12 protein-coding genes are annotated in these 18,710 nt (G+C 47.4%); 4 read left to right on the forward strand and 8 right to left on the reverse strand.

The genetic code is table 11. The features are described from left to right. Positions 1 to 60: 60 nt before the first annotated feature. The 4 genes from FN124_RS21500 to FN124_RS21515 all read right to left on the reverse strand — a co-directional run bounded on the left by FN124_RS21500 (position 61) and on the right by FN124_RS21515 (position 5,706). The gene (locus tag FN124_RS21500) at positions 61 to 1,284 is read right to left on the reverse strand and encodes an alpha/beta hydrolase-fold protein (RefSeq protein WP_185937311.1); all 1,224 of its coding nucleotides are present in this window, start codon (positions 1,282 to 1,284) and stop codon (positions 61 to 63) included. A 138-nt stretch (positions 1,285 to 1,422) separates the two neighbouring features. After that, the gene (gene fabF / locus FN124_RS21505; RefSeq protein WP_142686846.1) at positions 1,423 to 2,664 is read right to left on the reverse strand and encodes a beta-ketoacyl-ACP synthase II; all 1,242 of its coding nucleotides are present in this window, start codon (positions 2,662 to 2,664) and stop codon (positions 1,423 to 1,425) included. A gap of 6 nt (positions 2,665 to 2,670) precedes the next feature. Next, complete coding sequence (locus FN124_RS21510) at positions 2,671 to 3,228, reverse strand: TetR/AcrR family transcriptional regulator (RefSeq protein WP_142686847.1); 558 nt, start codon at positions 3,226 to 3,228, stop codon at positions 2,671 to 2,673. 102 nt (positions 3,229 to 3,330) lie between these two features. Then, positions 3,331 to 5,706: an ABC transporter permease gene (locus FN124_RS21515; RefSeq protein ID WP_142687471.1), complete on the reverse strand. Its 2,376-nt coding sequence runs from the start codon at positions 5,704 to 5,706 to the stop codon at positions 3,331 to 3,333. Between the two features lie 278 nt (positions 5,707 to 5,984). Between FN124_RS21515 and FN124_RS21520 the strand changes: the two genes are divergently transcribed. Then, the gene (locus FN124_RS21520; protein WP_142686848.1) at positions 5,985 to 7,310 is read left to right on the forward strand and encodes a cytochrome P460 family protein; all 1,326 of its coding nucleotides are present in this window, start codon (positions 5,985 to 5,987) and stop codon (positions 7,308 to 7,310) included. Between the two features lie 7 nt (positions 7,311 to 7,317). Here the strand turns inward: FN124_RS21520 and FN124_RS21525 are convergent, their stop codons facing one another. Further along, entirely contained in the window at positions 7,318 to 10,527 is a 3,210-nt protein-coding gene (locus FN124_RS21525) for an AsmA family protein (RefSeq protein WP_142686849.1), read from the reverse strand. A 112-nt stretch (positions 10,528 to 10,639) separates the two neighbouring features. On the opposite strand from FN124_RS21525, the gene FN124_RS21530 reads away from it, so the two are divergent. Both FN124_RS21530 and FN124_RS21535 read left to right on the forward strand, forming a co-directional pair. Continuing rightward, positions 10,640 to 11,623, forward strand: coding sequence for a glycoside hydrolase family 43 protein (locus FN124_RS21530; RefSeq protein WP_142686850.1), 984 nt, complete (start codon positions 10,640 to 10,642; stop codon positions 11,621 to 11,623). 90 nt (positions 11,624 to 11,713) lie between these two features. Next, positions 11,714 to 14,149 carry a TonB-dependent receptor gene (locus FN124_RS21535; protein ID WP_142686851.1) on the forward strand — a complete coding sequence of 812 codons (2,436 nt, stop codon included), beginning with the start codon at positions 11,714 to 11,716 and terminating at the stop codon, positions 14,147 to 14,149. 83 nt (positions 14,150 to 14,232) lie between these two features. Here the strand turns inward: FN124_RS21535 and FN124_RS21540 are convergent, their stop codons facing one another. Beyond that, the gene (locus FN124_RS21540) at positions 14,233 to 15,480 is read right to left on the reverse strand and encodes an MFS transporter (RefSeq protein ID WP_142686852.1); all 1,248 of its coding nucleotides are present in this window, start codon (positions 15,478 to 15,480) and stop codon (positions 14,233 to 14,235) included. Between the two features lie 117 nt (positions 15,481 to 15,597). Between FN124_RS21540 and FN124_RS21545 the strand changes: the two genes are divergently transcribed. Continuing rightward, the gene (locus tag FN124_RS21545; RefSeq protein WP_142686853.1) at positions 15,598 to 16,485 is read left to right on the forward strand and encodes a LysR substrate-binding domain-containing protein; all 888 of its coding nucleotides are present in this window, start codon (positions 15,598 to 15,600) and stop codon (positions 16,483 to 16,485) included. Between the two features lie 81 nt (positions 16,486 to 16,566). Here the strand turns inward: FN124_RS21545 and FN124_RS21550 are convergent, their stop codons facing one another. Then, the gene (locus FN124_RS21550; protein WP_142686854.1) at positions 16,567 to 17,550 is read right to left on the reverse strand and encodes a helix-turn-helix transcriptional regulator; all 984 of its coding nucleotides are present in this window, start codon (positions 17,548 to 17,550) and stop codon (positions 16,567 to 16,569) included. Positions 17,551 to 17,580: 30 nt separating this feature from the next. Then, the gene (locus FN124_RS21555) at positions 17,581 to 18,645 is read right to left on the reverse strand and encodes a FecR family protein (protein ID WP_185937312.1); all 1,065 of its coding nucleotides are present in this window, start codon (positions 18,643 to 18,645) and stop codon (positions 17,581 to 17,583) included. Positions 18,646 to 18,710: the final 65 nt, after the last annotated feature.

Raw genomic sequence — 18,710 nt, forward strand, 5'->3', positions numbered from 1 at the left:
AAAAGTATCAGCGAAATCATCATAATCAGCGTAATCAGTGTTCCAAGACAAAATACGCGCTCAATGTGACACCTTGTTGTTTACCTTGTCTATCTTCTCTTTTATTTCTTTGGAGAACCGGGTGGCCAGTGCTTTTTTCCAGAAGATATTAGCCTGGGCAGTATCCTTCCTTTCCAGGTAATAATCACCCATACTATCATAAGTATTGAAGCTTTCGGGGAAGTAGCGGATGTTCAGCCGGAAGAACATTTCGGCCTTGGCATAATTTTTCTGTTGAAGATTATAATACCCGAATTCATTCAGTGTAGCTTCGTAGGGGCGTACCTGGTAGCCCATCTCTTCAGACAGGGTTTTAAAGTGTGTGGTAATAAGCGCTTCCAGGGAATCTGCCGGGCAGGTATTATCTGTATACAGGTAGGTAGGAAAACGGTGATGCGGGAAAAGAAATCTCAGGCCATCATATTCTCCTGCAAATGGTATGGAATTATGGTCATCATCTTCATAATATTTATAACTCCATCTTAGCCGGTTACCGGTAAATTTTCTCAGCAGGTCGGTAAAAGTAAGAATAGCGCTGGTGTGTACAGATCCCTGTGAGTTGTCTTTCCGCAATTGTATGGTATCGAGTCCCGGCTTCATGGTATGCGCCACCGCGAGATAGAGACTTTTGTTTTTAAAAGACGACTGTAACTGTGTACCGGCCTGGGACAACATCTGTTTATTATTCCACGAGAAGCTTGGATCAATAGCAATGTAGCCATTGAACAGTCCGGGATGATGCAGCAGGGTATTTACCACCATCAGTCCGCCCAGGGAATGCCCTATCAGAACACGATAGGGAGCGGTGGCGTATTTTTTATCGATGTAGGGAATAAGCTCTTTGCCAAGAAAACCGGTGAAGGCTTCGCCGCCTCCTGAACCAGGATACAGGGAATCGCGTGTAGGGGTAAGGTCGCGTGTGCGGTTACCTCTGGTGTTGGGAATACCTACTATGATCATTCGCGGCAATGCTGTATTACCGTTGACAGTGCTTAACTGCAGGATCATGGATTGCAGCGACGCGAAATGAAAATCTCCATCCAACAGGTATACCACCGGGTAGGCAGGTTTTGTAAAGTAACTGGTATCTGCAGGCGGTGTATACACCCACAGTGGCCTGTTTTCCTTCAATATATCAGAATATATACTGTCGGTTTGCCCGAAGGGAACCAGGCTTGGCTGCATCTGGGCCATCAAACCAGTATACGAGCATAACAGGAGGCATGATGCGAATAGTTTTTTCATACCGGGTAATAATTTCCGGTAAGATAGTGTTTTCCCCATGTCTGTTCCGTCAGTTGTGACCAGGGGGCAGATCATGTGGCAGAAAGGAGGATTTGCGGGACGGAATTTGTCCTGGAACAAGACAAATTCCGCTGCAAACTACGCTTTTTTGAACACCACTATCCCGTTATGTCCGCCGAAACCGAAGGTGTTGCTCATGGCTACGTTCACCGTTTTTTCCAGGGCGGTGCCCAGTACGATCTGTAAGGTACCGGGGATGGCGGGATCCAGCTCCTGTGTATTGATAGTCGGAGGGATGATGCCTTTTTGTATGCTCATCACACTGGCAATGGCTTCTATGGCTCCCGCAGCGCCAAGCAGGTGGCCTGTCATGGATTTGGTGGCACTGATATGCAGGTGTGATGGCGTGGCGCCAAACAGTTTGCCGATGGCGGCTATTTCACTCAGGTCGCCTACGGGAGTGGAGGTAGCATGTGCATTCAGGTAATCTACTGCTTCCTTGTTCAGGCCCGCGTCTTCAAGTGCCAGCTGCATCGCCCGTAGGGCGCCCAATCCTTCCGGATGGGTAGCAGTCATATGATACGCATCGGCGGTCATAGCAGCACCGGCTACTTCTGCATAAATATATGCGCCCCTGGCTTTGGCATGCTCATACTCTTCCAGGATCAGTGCGCCGGCGCCTTCTCCCATCACAAAACCATCGCGGTGCACATCAAAAGGACGGGATGCAGCAGTAGGGTCGTCATTACGTACCGACATGGCTTTCATGGCACAGAAACCACCTACGGAAGCTGGGGTTACAGGCGCTTCAGAGCCGCCGGTCACCACTACTTTGGCCTTACCCAAACGGATATACGTTAAGGCATCCATGATGGCAGTATTGGAGGTAGCGCAGGCTGATACGGTGGTATAGTTAATGCCCATCAGGCCATACTTGATGGAGATCATACCCGATGCCATATTGGTGATCAGCTTGGGTACAAAATAAGGGCTGAAACGGGGATTAAAATCACCGGAAACATATTCGGTCACCTGTTCTTCAAACGTCTGCATGCCACCCTGGCCGGAGCCCCAGATCACGCCAGTATCGAAAGGATCCATTTTGCTGAAGTCGAGCCCGGAATCCTTTACCGCCTGGTCGGCCGCTACCAGTGCATATTGGGTAAACGGGTCTGTTTTACGGAGTTCTCCCTTATCCAGTGAAGTGGAGGGGTCAAAGCCTTTCAGTTCATGTGCAAACTGTGTGCGGAACCGGCTGGCATCAAAGTGACTAATGGTAGCAGCCCCGCTTTTACCATTAACAAGACCGTTCCAGAAATCGGTAACATTATTACCAATGGGAGATACCGTACCCATTCCTGTTATAACAACTCTTTTCATAGCTGGTTATTTATGACGCAGGTCGTCCATCAGCTGTTCCGCAATAAGGCGGAAAGCAGATGGCCCCATCACCCTCGATAAAAGAAGGGAAGCCTGCAAATTGGATATAATGATCAGCGCCCGCGCATGGGCGGTGCCTTTAAAATGAATAAGTTTCTTTTTCCTGCCCTGTTCCAGGCATTGGGTAAGCCAGTTCACAATGCTTCCGGCCATTTCCTGTACTTTGGCCTGCATGGCCGGTTCCAGCGTTTCAAAGTCCGGCGCAAGAGATCCCATTAAACAGATATTGCCTTCTTTGCTGTGACGACGGAATACTTCCGTGAGCTTTTCCAGCTGTTCATTTTCCGGCAGGTTTTTCCACCTGCTGGTTTGTGTATGAAATTTTGCCATCTCCTGGTCCACTACCTCCACGCCGAGGTCGGCTTTTGCCGGGAAATGATAATGTATGGCTGCATTTTTTATTTCCAGCGGTGCTGAAATGTCCTTATAACTAAAGGCATTGAATCCTTTAGTCCTCACCAGGCGGTCGGCCAGCGCCACTATTTTATCTTTTGTTTCAGACATGATCTGCCGTTTGCGGCACAAATATACTTACTTAGTAGTAAGTAAACAAATTACGGGTTTATTACGTATAACCTATCAGGTTATAACCGTCCCATCGGCAGATTATTCTGCTTTTAAACTGTTAACAGGATTCATCAATGCCGCTTTTATGCTCTGGAAGCTGATAGTGAGCAGTGCTATCAGCATGGCGGCTAAACCCGCCAGCAGGAATACCCAGTAATGGATAGATACCCGGTAGGGAAATTTCTGTAACCATTGATCCATGGTATACCAGGCCACGGGGAATGCTATCAGGGCTGCAATACCCACCAGTTTGAGGAAGTCGGCGGAAAGCAGCCGGGTAATACCGGATACGCTGGCGCCAAGTACTTTGCGGATCCCTATTTCTTTGGTTCTTCTTTCGGCAGTGTAAGCAGCCAGACCGAATAATCCCAGGCAGCTGATCACTATGGCCAGTGTGGCAAATAACCGCGATAGCTGCTGCATGAGCGTTTCATTTGTGAACATGGCGTTAAACTGGTCGTCTATAAACCGGTAAGTAAAAGGATATGCAGGGTTCATTTGTTGCATAACCGCGCCGATTTTATGAAGCGCTGTTTCTTTATCTGCACCGGCATTCATGCGTATGTACATCAGGTTCGTTTCTTCGGGCAAACAGTAAAATACTACAGGATCAGGGCTGCCGTACATATTGCCATATACATAATTTTTTACCACCCCGGCAACACGGGAATGAATAATGGAATCTGTGGTGTAGGGCGTAGTAATGGTTTTACCAACAGCGCTGCCTTTGCCCATCAGTTGCTCCAGCGATTCAGTGATCAATACATCCATACCATTTGCCGCAGCCACAGGCTTAAAATCGCTGCCAGCCACTATCTTCATACCGGCGGTTTGAATGAACTCGGGGCTTACCAGCCGCTGGGAAATAAGGATACTACCGGTAGCCGGTTTTCCTTCCCAGCCTATATCTTCTGTATTATTACCACCATATAGAGGAACATGATCTGCCAATGCAACATTTTCCACTACGCCGGTTGCCAGTAAAGCTGTTTTAACGGCTGCAAAATTCTGCTTTATAGTACCCTGCGCATCTATGGAAATAAGGTTGTCTTTGTTGAGGCCAAGGTTACGCTTCTTCACATGCTGGATCTGCTGGTAAATAACTGCGGTACAAATGATAAGGATAATAGACACATTGAACTGCACAATCACCAGGCCTTTACGGATAAAGACAGCACTGCCTGTTTTTGATTTAATGCCCTTCAGCACAAACACCGGGTTGAAGGATGACAGGTACAGCGAAGGATAACTGCCAGCCAGTACGCCACATACCACTGTAATACCCAGCAGCCACAGGAGATGCATCGGTTTATCCAATGCTATGCTGAGATGCTTATCAACCAATATGTTGAATCCGGGTAACACAACGAGTAAAATTAATACCGCCAGTACTGCTGCCAGCGCCGACATAAACAATGCTTCACAGATAAACTGGGTGATCAGTTTATTCTTTCCTGCTCCCATTACTTTGCGGACGCCCACTTCCTTCGCACGTTTTTCGCTGCGGGCGGTAGCCAGGTTCATGAAATTGATACAGGCAATAAATAAAATGATCCAGGCAATGAGTGAAAATAAACGGACATACTCTATACGGCCTCCGCTTTGTTTACCATTGCTGAACTGGCCATGCAACCGCCAGTCGTTCATATTGAACAGGAAAGCCTGGTTAATAGCGCCGGGGTTATGATTGGCAATGATGTGTTGCATTTTAGCATTAATGCCTGATACATCTGCATTGGGGGCCAGTTCTGCGTAAGTGTCAACAGAATTGGCGCCCCAGTTTTTCAGGTATGCATTCTGTTTGAAATAGATTTCGAAAGGTGCGGCCCACTCAAATTTTATACTGGAATTTTCGGGAATGTCTTTTATCACTCCAGATACCACATATGGCTGCGCATTGTCTACCGTAATGGTTTTGCCTACCACGTTCCTGGTACCACCAAAAAATTTCCTGGCCGTTTTTTCTGTGATAACAACAGAGTATAATTGTGGAAAAGGGTTGGCTGCATTGCCTTCTATAAACGGAAACGTGAAAATGCTAAAGAAACTGGCATCTGCATACAGACCAGAGGCATACATTTTTTTATCTCCAAGCGTAAATAATATATCAGTGCCTCCCTCTGAAGTCCTACAGGTTTGCGCAATACCGGGTATTTCCGTTTTCATGGCTTCTGCCAGGGGGGCAGGTGTAGAATTGAATGTGCGTATATCGCCATCATAATTCCAGTTCTCCCATACGCGGTAAATCTGGTCTTTCTTTACATGTGCATTATCATAGGTAACTTCATCTTCTACCCATAAAAAAATAACACCAGCACAGGCTAAGCCTATTGCCAGCCCGAAAATATTCAGGAAACTATAGGTTTTATTTTTCAGGAGATGTCTGAATGTGATTTTTATATAGTTCTTTAGCATCATGGGATTTACACAATTATGAGTAGTGCAATTTATCCTGACTAAGATAATGCCATGGCTCTATGAATTGATAATGAGTTATTTGTATAAATGATAATGTCCGTTTTTAAGGCCGCTGTGTCCGGATTCGAACATGCTGATGCCGGCTAAGGGCAACTATATGCAAGGTTCATTGTTAAATTATACTGGTTCACCCCCTTATTTGTCCGGTTCACCTAAATGGATCTTTGGAGGTGATACAGGTTATTTATTTTGATGCAAATATAAATGACGATATTATGAAACGGAATAAAAAGTGGAAAGTAGTACTGCTGATAGCTGTCGCCTGTTTTATCGCTTTACAGTTCATCAGGCCCCGTATCACAAATCCGCCGGTAACAGGGGAACCTGATGTTCCGCCGGAGGTGAGCGCTGTATTGCGAAAGGCCTGCTACGATTGCCACTCCAACGAAACGCACCTGGCCTGGTTCGACCAGGTATCGCCTGCCATCTGGCTGGTAGCCGGTCATATCACCGATGGCAGGCAGGTAGTTAATTTCTCTACCTGGGACAGTTTGTCAAAAGACCAGCAGAAGGGAAAACTGTTTGAATCCCTTAACCAGGTGATGTTTAAAACAATGCCGCTCCCGCAGTATACTGCGCTTCATCCCACTGCACGTTTAACAGGGGAAGATATCACGGTGCTTAAAAATTACCTGGCTACGCAGCTGTTGCCCGTAAAGCCCGACAGCAGTAAAACCGCTGCCGCCAACCGCCAATACGACGCCTGGGACCCTGCAGCCCCTGTTGCCCGGATACAGCCTGTTGCTAACGGTATCGGCTATATGCCGGATTATAAGAACTGGGAAGCCATCAGTAGCACGCAGCGACTGGATAACGGCACCATGCGGGTGATCACGGGGAATGATATTGCAGTGAAGGCGATCCGGGAACATACAACCAACCCATGGCCCGATGGTACGATATTCGCCAAAATAGCCTGGGACGAGCAGGCAGATAGCACGGGAAATATCACCCCGGGCGAGTTTAAGCAGGTGGAGTTTATGATCAAAGACAGCCATAAATACGCTACTACCAAGGGCTGGGGCTGGGCACGATGGAAAGGAACCGACCTGAAACCTTATGGGAAAAATGCCATGTTCACGATGGAATGCGTTAACTGTCACCAGCCTATGCGCAACAACGATTTTGTTTTCACCACGCCCACGCAACATACCACTGCATCGCTGCCTGATACGCCGTTCCTGAAACTGAACGAATGGAAAGCGATCACCAGCGGTATTCAGAAAGGTCAGCAGACCATGAGCACCCTGTATGGTAATGAGCGGGCAGTGGCCAGTTCAAGGAAAGGCGCCGGGGGCTACCCGGCAGATGCATTACTTACGCTGGTGACCTGGAAGCAGCGGGAGGACGATCATTGGTTTGGCGCAGTGATCCCCGGGATAGTAGCATCTGTGGAACAGGTACAGTTCCAGCCTGGCAATGCTGTCCCGCTGTACAAGAAATATACGGGCAATAAACTGATACCCGATAAAACCAGCGAAGAAGAAGCAAAAAGCAGGATTGCATATATCATTCGCCAGCGGGCGTCTGTAATGCCCTGATGCTTTGTCAGGAGGTTTTCTTTGCCTTTTTCAGCGCGATCTTGTATTTATCCGGAGTACCGGAGATATTGATGCTCATAAAACGCACCTTTTTATCTTTATCCCGGTACTCAATTTCATCTACCTGGTCTACGTTCACTTCTTCCTGCCTGCGGCCAAAAAGTGCCTGGAAGCCTACCTGGGTCACCATTTTCATGGGAATGCGCAGGTAGTAGTTCATGCTCATGTCCAGCGACTGGCTGCCGGATACCTCGATGTAGCCGAGTGAGGAATTGATGTTCATATTCGGGATTTCGAGTACACCGTTTTTCAGGGTTAGTTTATTGCGGAGGGTATCGAACCTTACCATGCGGAGGTTTTTATCTTTGAAATAACCGGCCATGGCCTGCATGGGGCCAAAGTCAAGCAACGTGCCGTTGGTGATTTCAATATCCATCCGGGATTCCGTTTCACTCAGCACCGGCGTAAGGTCAGGGTGCATGCGCACATAGCTCTTGATTTGACCGCTCAGTATACCTTTCAGGTTATTGTTGAGCACAAAGTCCTGACCGAAATTATCAAACTTGATGAGCATTTTGGAGATGTCTACGTTTTTGAGATAGATCCCACTCCGGAAGTACAGTTTCTTCGGATTGGCAGCATTGAACATGCCGCGCATGGCAATATGCCCGCCGGCTATATTCATGGCAATGGTATCCACTTTTATTTTCTGGTCTTCCTGCATATGAATATTCGCCAGCACATTTTTCAGCCACAACTTTTTGTATTTGATCTTCTTTATATCCACCTGTGTTTCAAATGTTGAAAAAGGAATGTTGAATACGTTGAAGCCCGCCGCATGCAGCGAGTCGTTTTCCTTTATAGTGGTATGCTTCGCAGGCGCAGTACCGGCCACCGGCTGGTCTGTGAAATCATAGTTCATCAGTTCATCAATATCCAGCCTATCGGATTTGAACCGGAAATAGTTGCTGCGGCTCTGTTGCCGTTTACTTTTGCCGGTGGCGTAACGCATGTTGAGGTTAAAGTCGGTACGCCCTACTTTACCGGTAAGCGTATCCACTACAATAAACCGGTTATTACCATAACGGATCCTTCCTTTCACATTTTCCACTTTGATAGGGTGCTGTCTCAGTGTACCTGAGATATTCGCAATACGGGCATCTATCCTTTTAAAAACAGTATCATATTTTATGTTCATTTTACTGCGCAGCCACACATTATTGGCTTCTTCATACCAATATCCCTGCGGGATGAATTTACGGCCACGCTCACTCACCAGGTCGTTCACTGCCAGTCGGTCCGATTTAAAATCAAACGCTACCTCTGTATTCCCTTTTTTAATTTTATCGAACCAGATGAGATAGTTGTTTAATTTTCCTTTGAATGCAAAGCTGCTGCTGTCTATATTTCCGCTGAAGTTGGGCACCCGCAGGCTGGTATCGTTGATGATCACTGCTGCATTAAAATCGTGCAGGGCATGCGGGTACTGCTGAAATTTAGCATATAGCTTTTCTACTTTGAAAGTCCCTTTGGGTAATGGATTGGGATGCAGCAACTCTTTTACGGATGTTTCAAATGCCAGGCCTATGTTAAACCTTGTGATGATCTCTTTTGACAGAACAGGATGGGTAGAATCAAACTTAAATAGTTCGCCCAGCTGTAGCCGCTTGCTGGAAGCGCTGAAGTTTACGGCCACCGGTTTGTTTTGCTGATGGAATAGTGCAGGTACATCGCTTACGGTCCCGCTGGCAAGTATATCGGAGCTGCCTATACGAAAAGCAATGGAATCCAGTTGAAGTCGTCCCTGCTGAATCTGCGCATGTACATTCATATTGCGTACCGGCAGGTGGTAACCGGGAATACGGAATTCAAGGTCTCTGACCGTGAGCTCACTTTGTACGCCGTCTTTCAGTTTTGCCAGGCTTTCTTCAGGGATCCTCATATCCACTATCTCCCGGAAATTCATATTCAGCTTTATCTCACCGCTGATCTGTTCCAGGTCTTTGATGCCCAGGAATTCCCCCACAAAACGGAGGTTCAGTTCAGAATACAGCTGCATAAGGATCTGCGGATCGGTAAAGTTCTTCATCACAAAATTGCCTTTGAACACACCGCTGCCGGGTTTTGCATTGAAGTTCAGGATATGCAGCTCGGATGTTTGCAGGTTATGTGAAGCTCCGTTGGTATAAAAGCCTTTGAAGCCCAGCTGGTCTACTTTCCGGTCGATCTTTTTATTCTGGAACCATACGTTTTCGCAGCCGAAGTTGAATTCCATCAGGGGCATAATGCCTTTACCGATAGCGCCTTTGATGATACCATCGAAATATACGCGGCCATCGTGGCGGTATTTTTCCAGCATGGCCGCTACATCAGCAGGTACCATGGCCAGCAGGAGGTTCAGGTCAGGTTTATCGCCTTTTACTTTCAGGTCTACATAATGTTCGCTGGCTATGCCCTGCAGCTCAAGGGAGGCCTGTTCCAGCCGGATGATGCCGGGCGGTAAAGTCAGCGTTTTCTTCTCTTTGTCGTATACCGCCGCCAGCGCGAAGTTTAATGTTTTATGACGGAAGAGGGTAGTATCCGATTTACCGGTAACATCTATTTTCAGTTTGCTGTCCATATCAATAGCGATACGGGCTGAGTCCATGGAGAACGATGTTTTTATTTTATCGATATGCGCGTTCACATTTAGGCCGGATACACCGTCGTGGTAACTGACATCAATATTTTTCAGGATGATTTTTTTCAGATCCAGGCTCAGGTCCTCGCTGGAATCGGCAGGGGCAGAAGGGCCGCTGCTTTTGAATTCATGGGCTTTGATAAGATCTACATCCCCGTTGGCATAACGGGCCACATGTACCTTTCCGTTGGCCAGTGCAATAATACGGGCGTTATAATGCTGCCGGAGAATATCCGGTAAGCTGAAGCCCACGTACAGGCGCTCTACCTGGTAGAGTGGCAGTCCCTGCATTTTTTTATCTGCAAAAAAACGGACATCGTGAAGGGCAATGGAAATATAGGGGAAGTTGCTAAAGGGGGAAATGCTGCTTTTCGTAATCACCAGTTCTCCTGCAAACTGCTTGTTCAACTCTTTCACCGCCATCTGCGTAAGCCGTTCCTGCTGGCTGTACAGAATACCACCGGCTACTGTAATCACCAATAAAAATATACCTGTGATGATCAGCAACAACCTGATTATTTTTTTTTCCCGCTTCATGTAAAATCCTTTCTGAACGATAAAATTATGGAAAAGTATAGCAAAAATTTATTATCTCTTTAGAACGGCGAATGATTTTTATTATTTTTAACGATTCATAAAATCTGGTTACATGAAAAGAATGATAGCATTGTTGTTGCTCGCTGGAAGTACGCATGTTTCGATGGCTCAGCAGAAAAAGCTGGACAAGTTATCCGGGAATCCCGTATTCCCCGGTTGGTACGCCGATCCGGAAGGAGTAGTATTCGGGAAGGAATACTGGATCTATCCCACTTATTCCGCTGCCTATGAAAAACAGGTGTTCTTCGATGCTTTCTCCTCGCGCGACCTGGTAACCTGGACCAAACACCCGCAGATCCTGGATACGGCATCTGTGAAATGGGCTAAACGCGCTGTGTGGGCGCCATCGATCATAGAGAAGGATCATCGGTATTACCTGTTCTTTGGCGCAAATGATATACAAAGCAATGAAGAGGTTGGCGGAATCGGCGTTGCGGTGGCCGACAATCCTGCCGGTCCGTTTAAAGACTACCTGGGCAAACCGCTGGTAGACAAGATCATCAATAAGGCTCAGCCTATCGACCAGTACGTGTTCCATGACAGCGACGGTAAATATTATCTCATTTACGGCGGCTGGGGACATTGTAATATTGCCCAGCTGAAGCCTGATTTCACCGGCTTTATTCCTTTTTCAGACGGGACTACCTTCAAAGAGATCACGCCGGAGAAATATGTGGAAGGACCTACTATGTTCAGAAAGGACGGTAAGTATTACTTCATGTGGTCTGAAGGAGGCTGGACAGGCCCCGACTACAGTGTGGCCTACGCCATTGCCGATTCTCCGATGGGTCCTTTCAAAAGGATAGGGAAGATCCTTCAGCAGGACGCCAGCATCGCCACCGGGGCCGGTCATCACTCTGTTATTGGCATTCCCAAAGAAAACCGCTGGTATATTGTTTACCACCGCCGCCCGCTGACGGAAAAAGCGGCTAATTCCCGTGAAACCTGTATAGACCGGATGTATTTTGATAAAGACGGTTATATTAAGCCGGTAAAAATCACCAGGGAAGGGGTTACCCGTGCGGTGATCCGGTAGATAATTTCCTTATTGCGTAAATAAAATTCCGGATACGACTATAAAGCCGGTGCTACCTGCTCCAACTTTGCAAAATCAAAAAAACAAAGTATGATCAGGCAGACCGGCTTTATATTTTTACTATTAGCGCTCCTTTTTTCACCCGCATGGTTGATGGCGGAAGACGAAAATGCTGGCGCCATCAGGGGAAAAGTGGTTACCACAGATGGTAAAGCGGCCTCAGATGTAGTGATCCTTTTACAGGAAACCAATGAAACAGCAATATCTGAAACGGATGGATCCTTTACGTTTACACATATTAAACCAGGCAGTTATCATCTCATCATCACCCTTATGGGCTACACGCCCATAGAGGAACAGGTAGTGGTGAATGCCGGGAAAACCACCAACCTCAGGCTGCAGCTGGCTGTTACCAGTAAAGCCCTCAAAGAAGTGGTGGTAACAGGTAACCATAATAAACTTATTAAAACATCCAGCTATGATGTGGCAAAAATGCCGCTGAAGAACCTGGAAAACCCGCAGGTATACAGCACTATCACCAAAGAGCTGTTGCAGCAGCAGGTGGTGTTTTCGGTTGATGATGCCCTGAAAAATGCACCGGGTCTTACCCGCATGTGGGATGCTACCGGCCGTGGCGGCGATGGTGGCGGTTATTATAATCTACGTGGGTTTATTACCCAAAGTAAACTGCGCAATGGCCTGGCAGGTAACGTTACCGCTAAAATTGATGCCTATAACCTGGAGCACGTAGAGGTGATCAAAGGGCCATCTGCCACTTTGTTTGGTAACAGTCTTACTTCCTACGGCGGCCTGATCAACCGTGTTACAAAGAAACCTTACGATCATTTTGGCGGAGATGTTACCTACGCGATGGGCAGTTACGGTTTTAACCGCGTAAGCGCAGACGTAAATACCCCGCTGGATAAAGAAAAGGACGTTTTACTGAGAATCAATACTGCGTATAATTACGAAGGCAGCTGGCAGGATTATGGCTTCAATAAAAACTTTGCCTTTGCCCCCAGCTTATCATACAGGGTGAACGACCGCCTGTCGTTCCTCTTTGATGCAGAGTTCTCCACAGGTCAGAATACCGGTTTGGGCGTATTTTTCTTCCCTTATATGCAGCCTATTGCAGACCTGGGCACCAACCGTGCAGATGAGCTGAAAATAGATTACAAAAGAGCTTATGTAAAGAATGATTTATACCAGACTTCCCGTAATACCAATATTTTCGGGCAGATGAAGTATAAATTGTCTGACCAGTGGACCATGAGCACCAACATCAGTTCCACCAATAGTTTTTCAAACGGTCCTTCTCCTTATTTTTATCTCCTGTCAGACGCCGCTGCTACTGGTGTGGCCGGCGCCAAAGGAAGCAATTATATTTCCCGCAACGACCAGTTCACAGACAACAGCAGGGATGGTATACTGGAAATACAGCAGAATTTCAATGGAGATTTTATGATCGGCAGCCTGAGGAACCGTTTCGTAGGGGGCCTGGATTACTTCCATCATAAAGCCGACCAGTTCTTTGGTGGCGGCACCTATGACACTATTCCGTCTCATGGTGATATTCCGACGTATGCCAATTTTAACCGCCGGAACATGGATACCCTGTATGCCAACCAGGGCCTGGCATTTACTTTTCCCATTAAGAACCTTACCAACACTTATAGCGCCTACATATCGGATGTATTAAACCTGACGGATAACCTGATGATACTGGCAGCCCTCCGTGTGGATTATTTTGATAATAAGGGCAGTTACAGTGATGTAAAGGGCATCTATGAAGGCGGCTACAATCAAACCGCATTTTCTCCCAAACTGGGGATCGTATACGAGCCTTTGAAAGACCGGGTCTCTATCTTTGGTAACTATCAGAACGGTTTTACCAATCAAACCGGTACTACCGCTTCAGGGGAAACGTTTAAGCCGGAACAGGCCAACCAGCTGGAAGGAGGTGTGAAGCTGCAGTTATTGAACGGGCGCATTAACAGTACGCTCAGTTACTATCACATCAAGGTAAAAGATGTACTGCGCCCGGATCTGGCCAATCCCAATTTTTCTGTACAGGATGGAACACAGGTGAGCAAAGGGTTTGAGGCGGAAGTAATTGCAAATCCTTTCCAGGGCTTTAACATTGTGGCCGGTTATGCTTATAATGATTCCAGGTATGAAGCCGCTGCCAAAGATGTGGAAGGAATGCGCCCCGGTACTGCCGGTGCACCCTCTGTTGCTAACCTCTGGCTCAGCTACCGTATCTCCGCCGGTGTGGCCGATGGCCTCGGGTTTGGGTTTGGCGGTAATTATGCCAGCGATAACAAGATCATAAATGACCGGACCGTTGGTACCTTCATACTGCCATCCTACACGGTGCTGAACGGCAGTATTTTCTACGATCAGCCACGTTTCAGGGTAGCGTTTAAAATGGATAATATTACCGATAAACATTACTGGATCGGGTATACCACTGTAAACCCGCAGAAGCTGAGAAGTTTTACAGGGAGTTTGTCGTTTAAGTTCTGATAAAAAAGCGGGGGCTGTAACCCCAGTCATGGTCGGAAGAAATACCTTCCGACCATGACTGGCTGTAACCCCCGCTTTTTCAATTATGCAGCAATGCCAGTGCGGCTGTTCTCCTGTATTTCGTAGTGATGAAGACGCAGTTTTTTTCGATAATTAACGAAGATGACTGTAGCCACTGCACCTGCAAGTCCGGCTACAAATACTGTTAACCTCGGGCCAATAAAGTGCGCCAGTAACCCCGTAAGCAAACTACCTACAGGAATAATACCCTGGAAAGCCATGATATAATAACTGATAGCCCTTGCCCGCATGGAAGGAACTGCATGCGTTTGTATGTAAGTGTTGATAGATGCTGTTTGCGCCATCATGCCTACTCCCGAAAGCGTCATGAACACCAGTGCAAGCGGGAGCCAGCCGGACATTGACAGCAGCAGTACGCTCAATGAAAAAATCAGGCTGGCAGTGATGAGCAATTTTACCAGGTCTTTTCCCGGTTTGAGTTTGGCCATATAAATAGCGGAGGCTATGGAACCCAGCCCGGCAGCGCTTTCAAACCAGCTGAATGTTTTGGCGTCGCCGTTAAAAATGTCTTTGGCAAATACCGGCATCAGGGTATTAAAAGGGATCACCAGCAGGCTGCTGCCAGAAAGCATCAACAAAAGGGACAACAGGTCTTTATCACCCGCAATGTAATGAAAGCCCTCTCTCAGTTCCACCCATATGCTCCGGTCGGATTTAAGCACAGGTGGCAGCACTATCTTCATCATCCATAAAGAGATCAGCACGGGTATATAGCTAAGGAAATTACTGGCAAAGCAGATGTCTTCCCCGAAAGTGCTCAGGATGATCCCTGCCAGCGCAGGCCCTGCAATGCGGGCGAAGTTGGCCATTGTTGAGTTCAGCGCAATGGCGTTTGGCAGATCTTCCCGTTTTTCCACCATCTCTACCATCAGCGATTGCCGGCAGGTAACGTCAAAAGCATTGATCACGCCCTGTACCAGCGACAGGAAAATGATACCGGGAATGTTATAGTAGCGCAGCAGGATCATGAGGGCAAGCGCACCTGCCTGCAGCATAGAAATGACCTGCGTGATCACCAGTATCCTGTAACGGTTGTGACGATCGATATAGCTGCCTGCATAGGGCGACAGGAGCAGGGAAGGAATGAGGCTTACAAAGCTCACTACTCCCAGCAGCACTGCGGAATTGGTGAGGCGGTATACCAGCCAGCATACGGCTGTTTTCTGCATCCAGGTACCTATGAGTGAAATTGATTGTCCGTAGAAGAATAACCGGAAATTCCGGGATTTTAAAGCACGAAAAGCATCCATCTGAAAATCATTATTAGGGTATTGATCTGTTATTAAACTGGTGCAAATTTCGGTAAGAGAACTATATTTGTTAAATAGATTGTTTTAATGATATTCATTGATAAAACCGATTAGTGCATGGAGCTTCGTCAACTGATGTATTTTGTAAAGGCTGCGGAAATGGCGCATTTTACAGAGGCGGCTGCTGCATTGTACATCACACAATCCACTTTATCACAGCAGATCAAGCAGCTGGAAAATGAGCTGGGTATGCTGTTATTCGACCGGATAGGCAAGCATGTTCACCTCACCGAAGCAGGCAGGGTTTTCCTGTTGCATGCCCGCCAGATACTGCTCGATGTAGAGAAGGGTAAACAGGCCATCCAGGACCTGCAGAATATGCTCAGTGGCGAATTACGTATAGGCGTTACGTATGCCTTTACTTCATTCCTGCTGCCGGCGCTCACCACTTTTCCGGTGAAATATCCCGGTATTAAAATATACGTTGAATACGGCACCACCGAGCAGCTGGAAGGTAAGCTGCGGGCGTCTGAGCTGGACCTGGTGCTGGCTTTTCACCAGGAGGCTTTTTACAAGGACCTGGAAACGCGGGAGCTGTTCCGTTCCCGCATTGTGATGGCGGTGTCCAGGAAGAATAAGCTGGCGGAATTGAAGAAGATCAGTCTGCAAAGCCTTAACAACATAGACCTGATCTTTGCTTCCCGGGGTTTCAGCGCCCGTGACTCGCTGGATGAGGTATTACAACGGAATAAGATCCAACCTGCGGTGAGGATTGAGATGAACGATGTACATTCCATTTTATCGTTGGTGGAAAAGGGGCATTGGGCTACCCTGTTGAATGAAAGGGCTTTGCTGGGCTGGAAAAACCTGGTGGCCATTCCTATTGAAGGAAAAGAATTACAACGCCGGGCATATATTATCTGGCAGAAAGGAACCTATCATAAAAAAGCCGCGGATCTTTTTATAAAGGAATTGCTGAAGGAATTGCCGCAGGGAGGAAAGTAAATACACCGGGATCACTATGCCGGGGCCCAATGGCACACAGCAGCAGCACAGAGCCGCCGCCGGGTGACCATCAGTAAGGGGTTATTGTGCGGCCCGCAATTCTGCGATATTGCATTTATAGTATTTTTCAAATACAGCAGATAGTTCCTCCCAGTTACTATACCGGGTGACACTGGCAATATGTGTTAGTGTACGGTTGGTTTCAGTTAACATTTTAAAAACGAAAGCCATTTTTTCCTGCAGGATCAATTCTTCTACGGTAATGAGGAATTCCTGTTCAAACGGTGCTTCCAGGAATTCGGAAGCCACTCCGAATTTATCGCATAGCGCTTCTTTAGTGGTTGTTTCCGCCGGGTGATGAATGATATAATTGGCTATCTCCCGCAGTTTTTCCCTGTATTGTTCCATCAGCATCAGCGGCGGAGGCGCCTGCAGGAAACGGAGATAGGTAGCATAAAAGTCGATGGCATTGCGCCGGAAAAACACATCTGCGGTTTCTCCTACGGCTTTAAAGCTACGGATCCGGTGCATGATCTGGTAGTTGACCTCGTTGAGATGATAGGGCGTTTTCCGTACAGGCTGTTTATCGGCAGTGGGTTCGTCTACATTCAGTGCGCCGAACAACGGGAACTCCGGCACCATGTATTTTGCAAGCGGAAGGTGGAGGTTTACCTCAAAGCTGACTACGAATTCTTTTTCAGTGACCAGGGTAGCTGTATCTGATGCGCCTTTCAGCGTATTAAGCTCTTTTTTCCCCAGTTTCATGGTCATAGGCAGGGTGGATGAATTTGCGGCAAAGCCGGAAATTCCAACTGGTAAATAGTTTTTACCTGGAGCTATGGTAGTGAGTGCCACCCCTTTTTTAAGATGAATGAGATGATAGGAAATAGAGAGCTCATTGGCCTGGATATGCTGATCTATGATCACGCCATCTTCATCAATGTCCGTAAAGCATTTGGCATTCGGGATTAACTGGGAATGCAGGTAGCCGGGAACCTGTTCATATGTAGTGCAAACTCTTTTCCCCGGGTTAATCAGGAGGTATTTGGTTATTGGTTGACTCATGGTTAATATCCTTTGCTTTGATATTGCCTGTTACTTAAAATGCAGCGTACTGTCTGCCGTAAAATAATAATCAGTACCTGTGGTGGCTTTTATCCCTTCCAGGAAGAAGCTCATAGGTGTACTTTTGTCCAGCAGGCCGGTAAAGGTGCGGCTGGCCAGGTCAGGATGATCCAGGGAAGCACGCACGCCATACCACCGGAAAATTGCATTACATATTTCGTCGAGATGCGTATCAGAGAAGCAATACAGTCCTTTCTGCCAGCCCAGTTCTACGGTGGCATTAAATGGTTGTGTATCGAGGGTGGCTGCCTGCTTATTAAAGATGGCCTGTTGTCCGGGCTTCATGGTCACCGTTTTTTTGCCGGCTTTCATCCGCACCTTGCCATCTACGAGGGATACCTTAACCAGGCTGCTGTCGTAGCTGTTGATGTTAAAGCTGGTACCCAGCACTTCCACCGTACTGTTGGGGAGGTGTACCAGGAAAGGCTTTCCTGCCCGCCTGGCGATATTCAGGTAAGCTTCCCCGTTTAGTGTAATTTCCCTGGTGCCGCCTTTGAAGGTAGCCGGGAAATTCATGACTGTAGCTGCGTTGAGCGTAATAACGGAACCGTCCGGAAGGGCTACTTCATAGCTTTTCCCATGTGGCACGATCAGGGTCTGGATCCCTTGTGGCAGATCGTCTGAAGCATTGAGGTAAAGGGTATTGTTTTTATTGGGAACAGGCTTGCCACCAATGGTGACGCTGCCGGTTGATTGTGTGAGGTTAATGGTGGGCTGGCCGCTGACCTCCAGTAGTACATCTTTATTAATAACGGCTACGGGCGCAGGTTTGGGGCTGGTAAAAAAGTCCCACTTCCAGGCGGAGAATGCAACAATAGCAATAACTGCGGCGGCTGCGGCCCAGGGAAGCAGTACCCGGTAGAGCGGCCTTTTCTGTTTAAAATCAATGACTTCCAGCCATGGAGCAGGGGCAGGGGGCACCTGCATGCCGGAAAGCTTCTCCCACTTTTCCCTTACTGCTTCGTTTTCCTCGATAAGTTCCTCCAGCCATTGGTCATCTGCTGCGGAAATCTTTCCCGCGAGTTTCTCAGTCATTAGCCTGTATATTTCGTCTGCGCTATTCATGTACACTATTAACCGTTTATTTAATCGGGCGGGGT

The organism is Chitinophaga polysaccharea (assembly GCF_902150045.1).
GTDB classification, from domain to species: Bacteria; Bacteroidota; Bacteroidia; order Chitinophagales; family Chitinophagaceae; genus Chitinophaga; species Chitinophaga polysaccharea_A.

Excerpts from the sequence above, each read along its gene's own strand:
- FN124_RS21555 (WP_185937312.1), bottom strand. The coding sequence starts at position 18,645 with ATGACTGAGAAACTCGCGGGAAAGATTTCCGCAGCAGATGACCAATGG.
- FN124_RS21540 (WP_142686852.1), bottom strand. The coding sequence starts at position 15,480 with ATGGATGCTTTTCGTGCTTTAAAATCCCGGAATTTCCGGTTATTCTTC.
- FN124_RS21530 (WP_142686850.1), top strand. The coding sequence starts at position 10,640 with ATGAAAAGAATGATAGCATTGTTGTTGCTCGCTGGAAGTACGCATGTT.
- fabF (WP_142686846.1), bottom strand. The coding sequence starts at position 2,664 with ATGAAAAGAGTTGTTATAACAGGAATGGGTACGGTATCTCCCATTGGT.
- FN124_RS21535 (WP_142686851.1), top strand. The coding sequence starts at position 11,714 with ATGATCAGGCAGACCGGCTTTATATTTTTACTATTAGCGCTCCTTTTT.
- FN124_RS21500 (WP_185937311.1), bottom strand. The coding sequence starts at position 1,284 with ATGAAAAAACTATTCGCATCATGCCTCCTGTTATGCTCGTATACTGGT.
- FN124_RS21515 (WP_142687471.1), bottom strand. The coding sequence starts at position 5,706 with ATGCTAAAGAACTATATAAAAATCACATTCAGACATCTCCTGAAAAAT.
- FN124_RS21510 (WP_142686847.1), bottom strand. The coding sequence starts at position 3,228 with ATGTCTGAAACAAAAGATAAAATAGTGGCGCTGGCCGACCGCCTGGTG.
- FN124_RS21550 (WP_142686854.1), bottom strand. The coding sequence starts at position 17,550 with ATGAGTCAACCAATAACCAAATACCTCCTGATTAACCCGGGGAAAAGA.
- FN124_RS21520 (WP_142686848.1), top strand. The coding sequence starts at position 5,985 with ATGAAACGGAATAAAAAGTGGAAAGTAGTACTGCTGATAGCTGTCGCC.
- FN124_RS21525 (WP_142686849.1), bottom strand. The coding sequence starts at position 10,527 with ATGAAGCGGGAAAAAAAAATAATCAGGTTGTTGCTGATCATCACAGGT.
- FN124_RS21545 (WP_142686853.1), top strand. The coding sequence starts at position 15,598 with ATGGAGCTTCGTCAACTGATGTATTTTGTAAAGGCTGCGGAAATGGCG.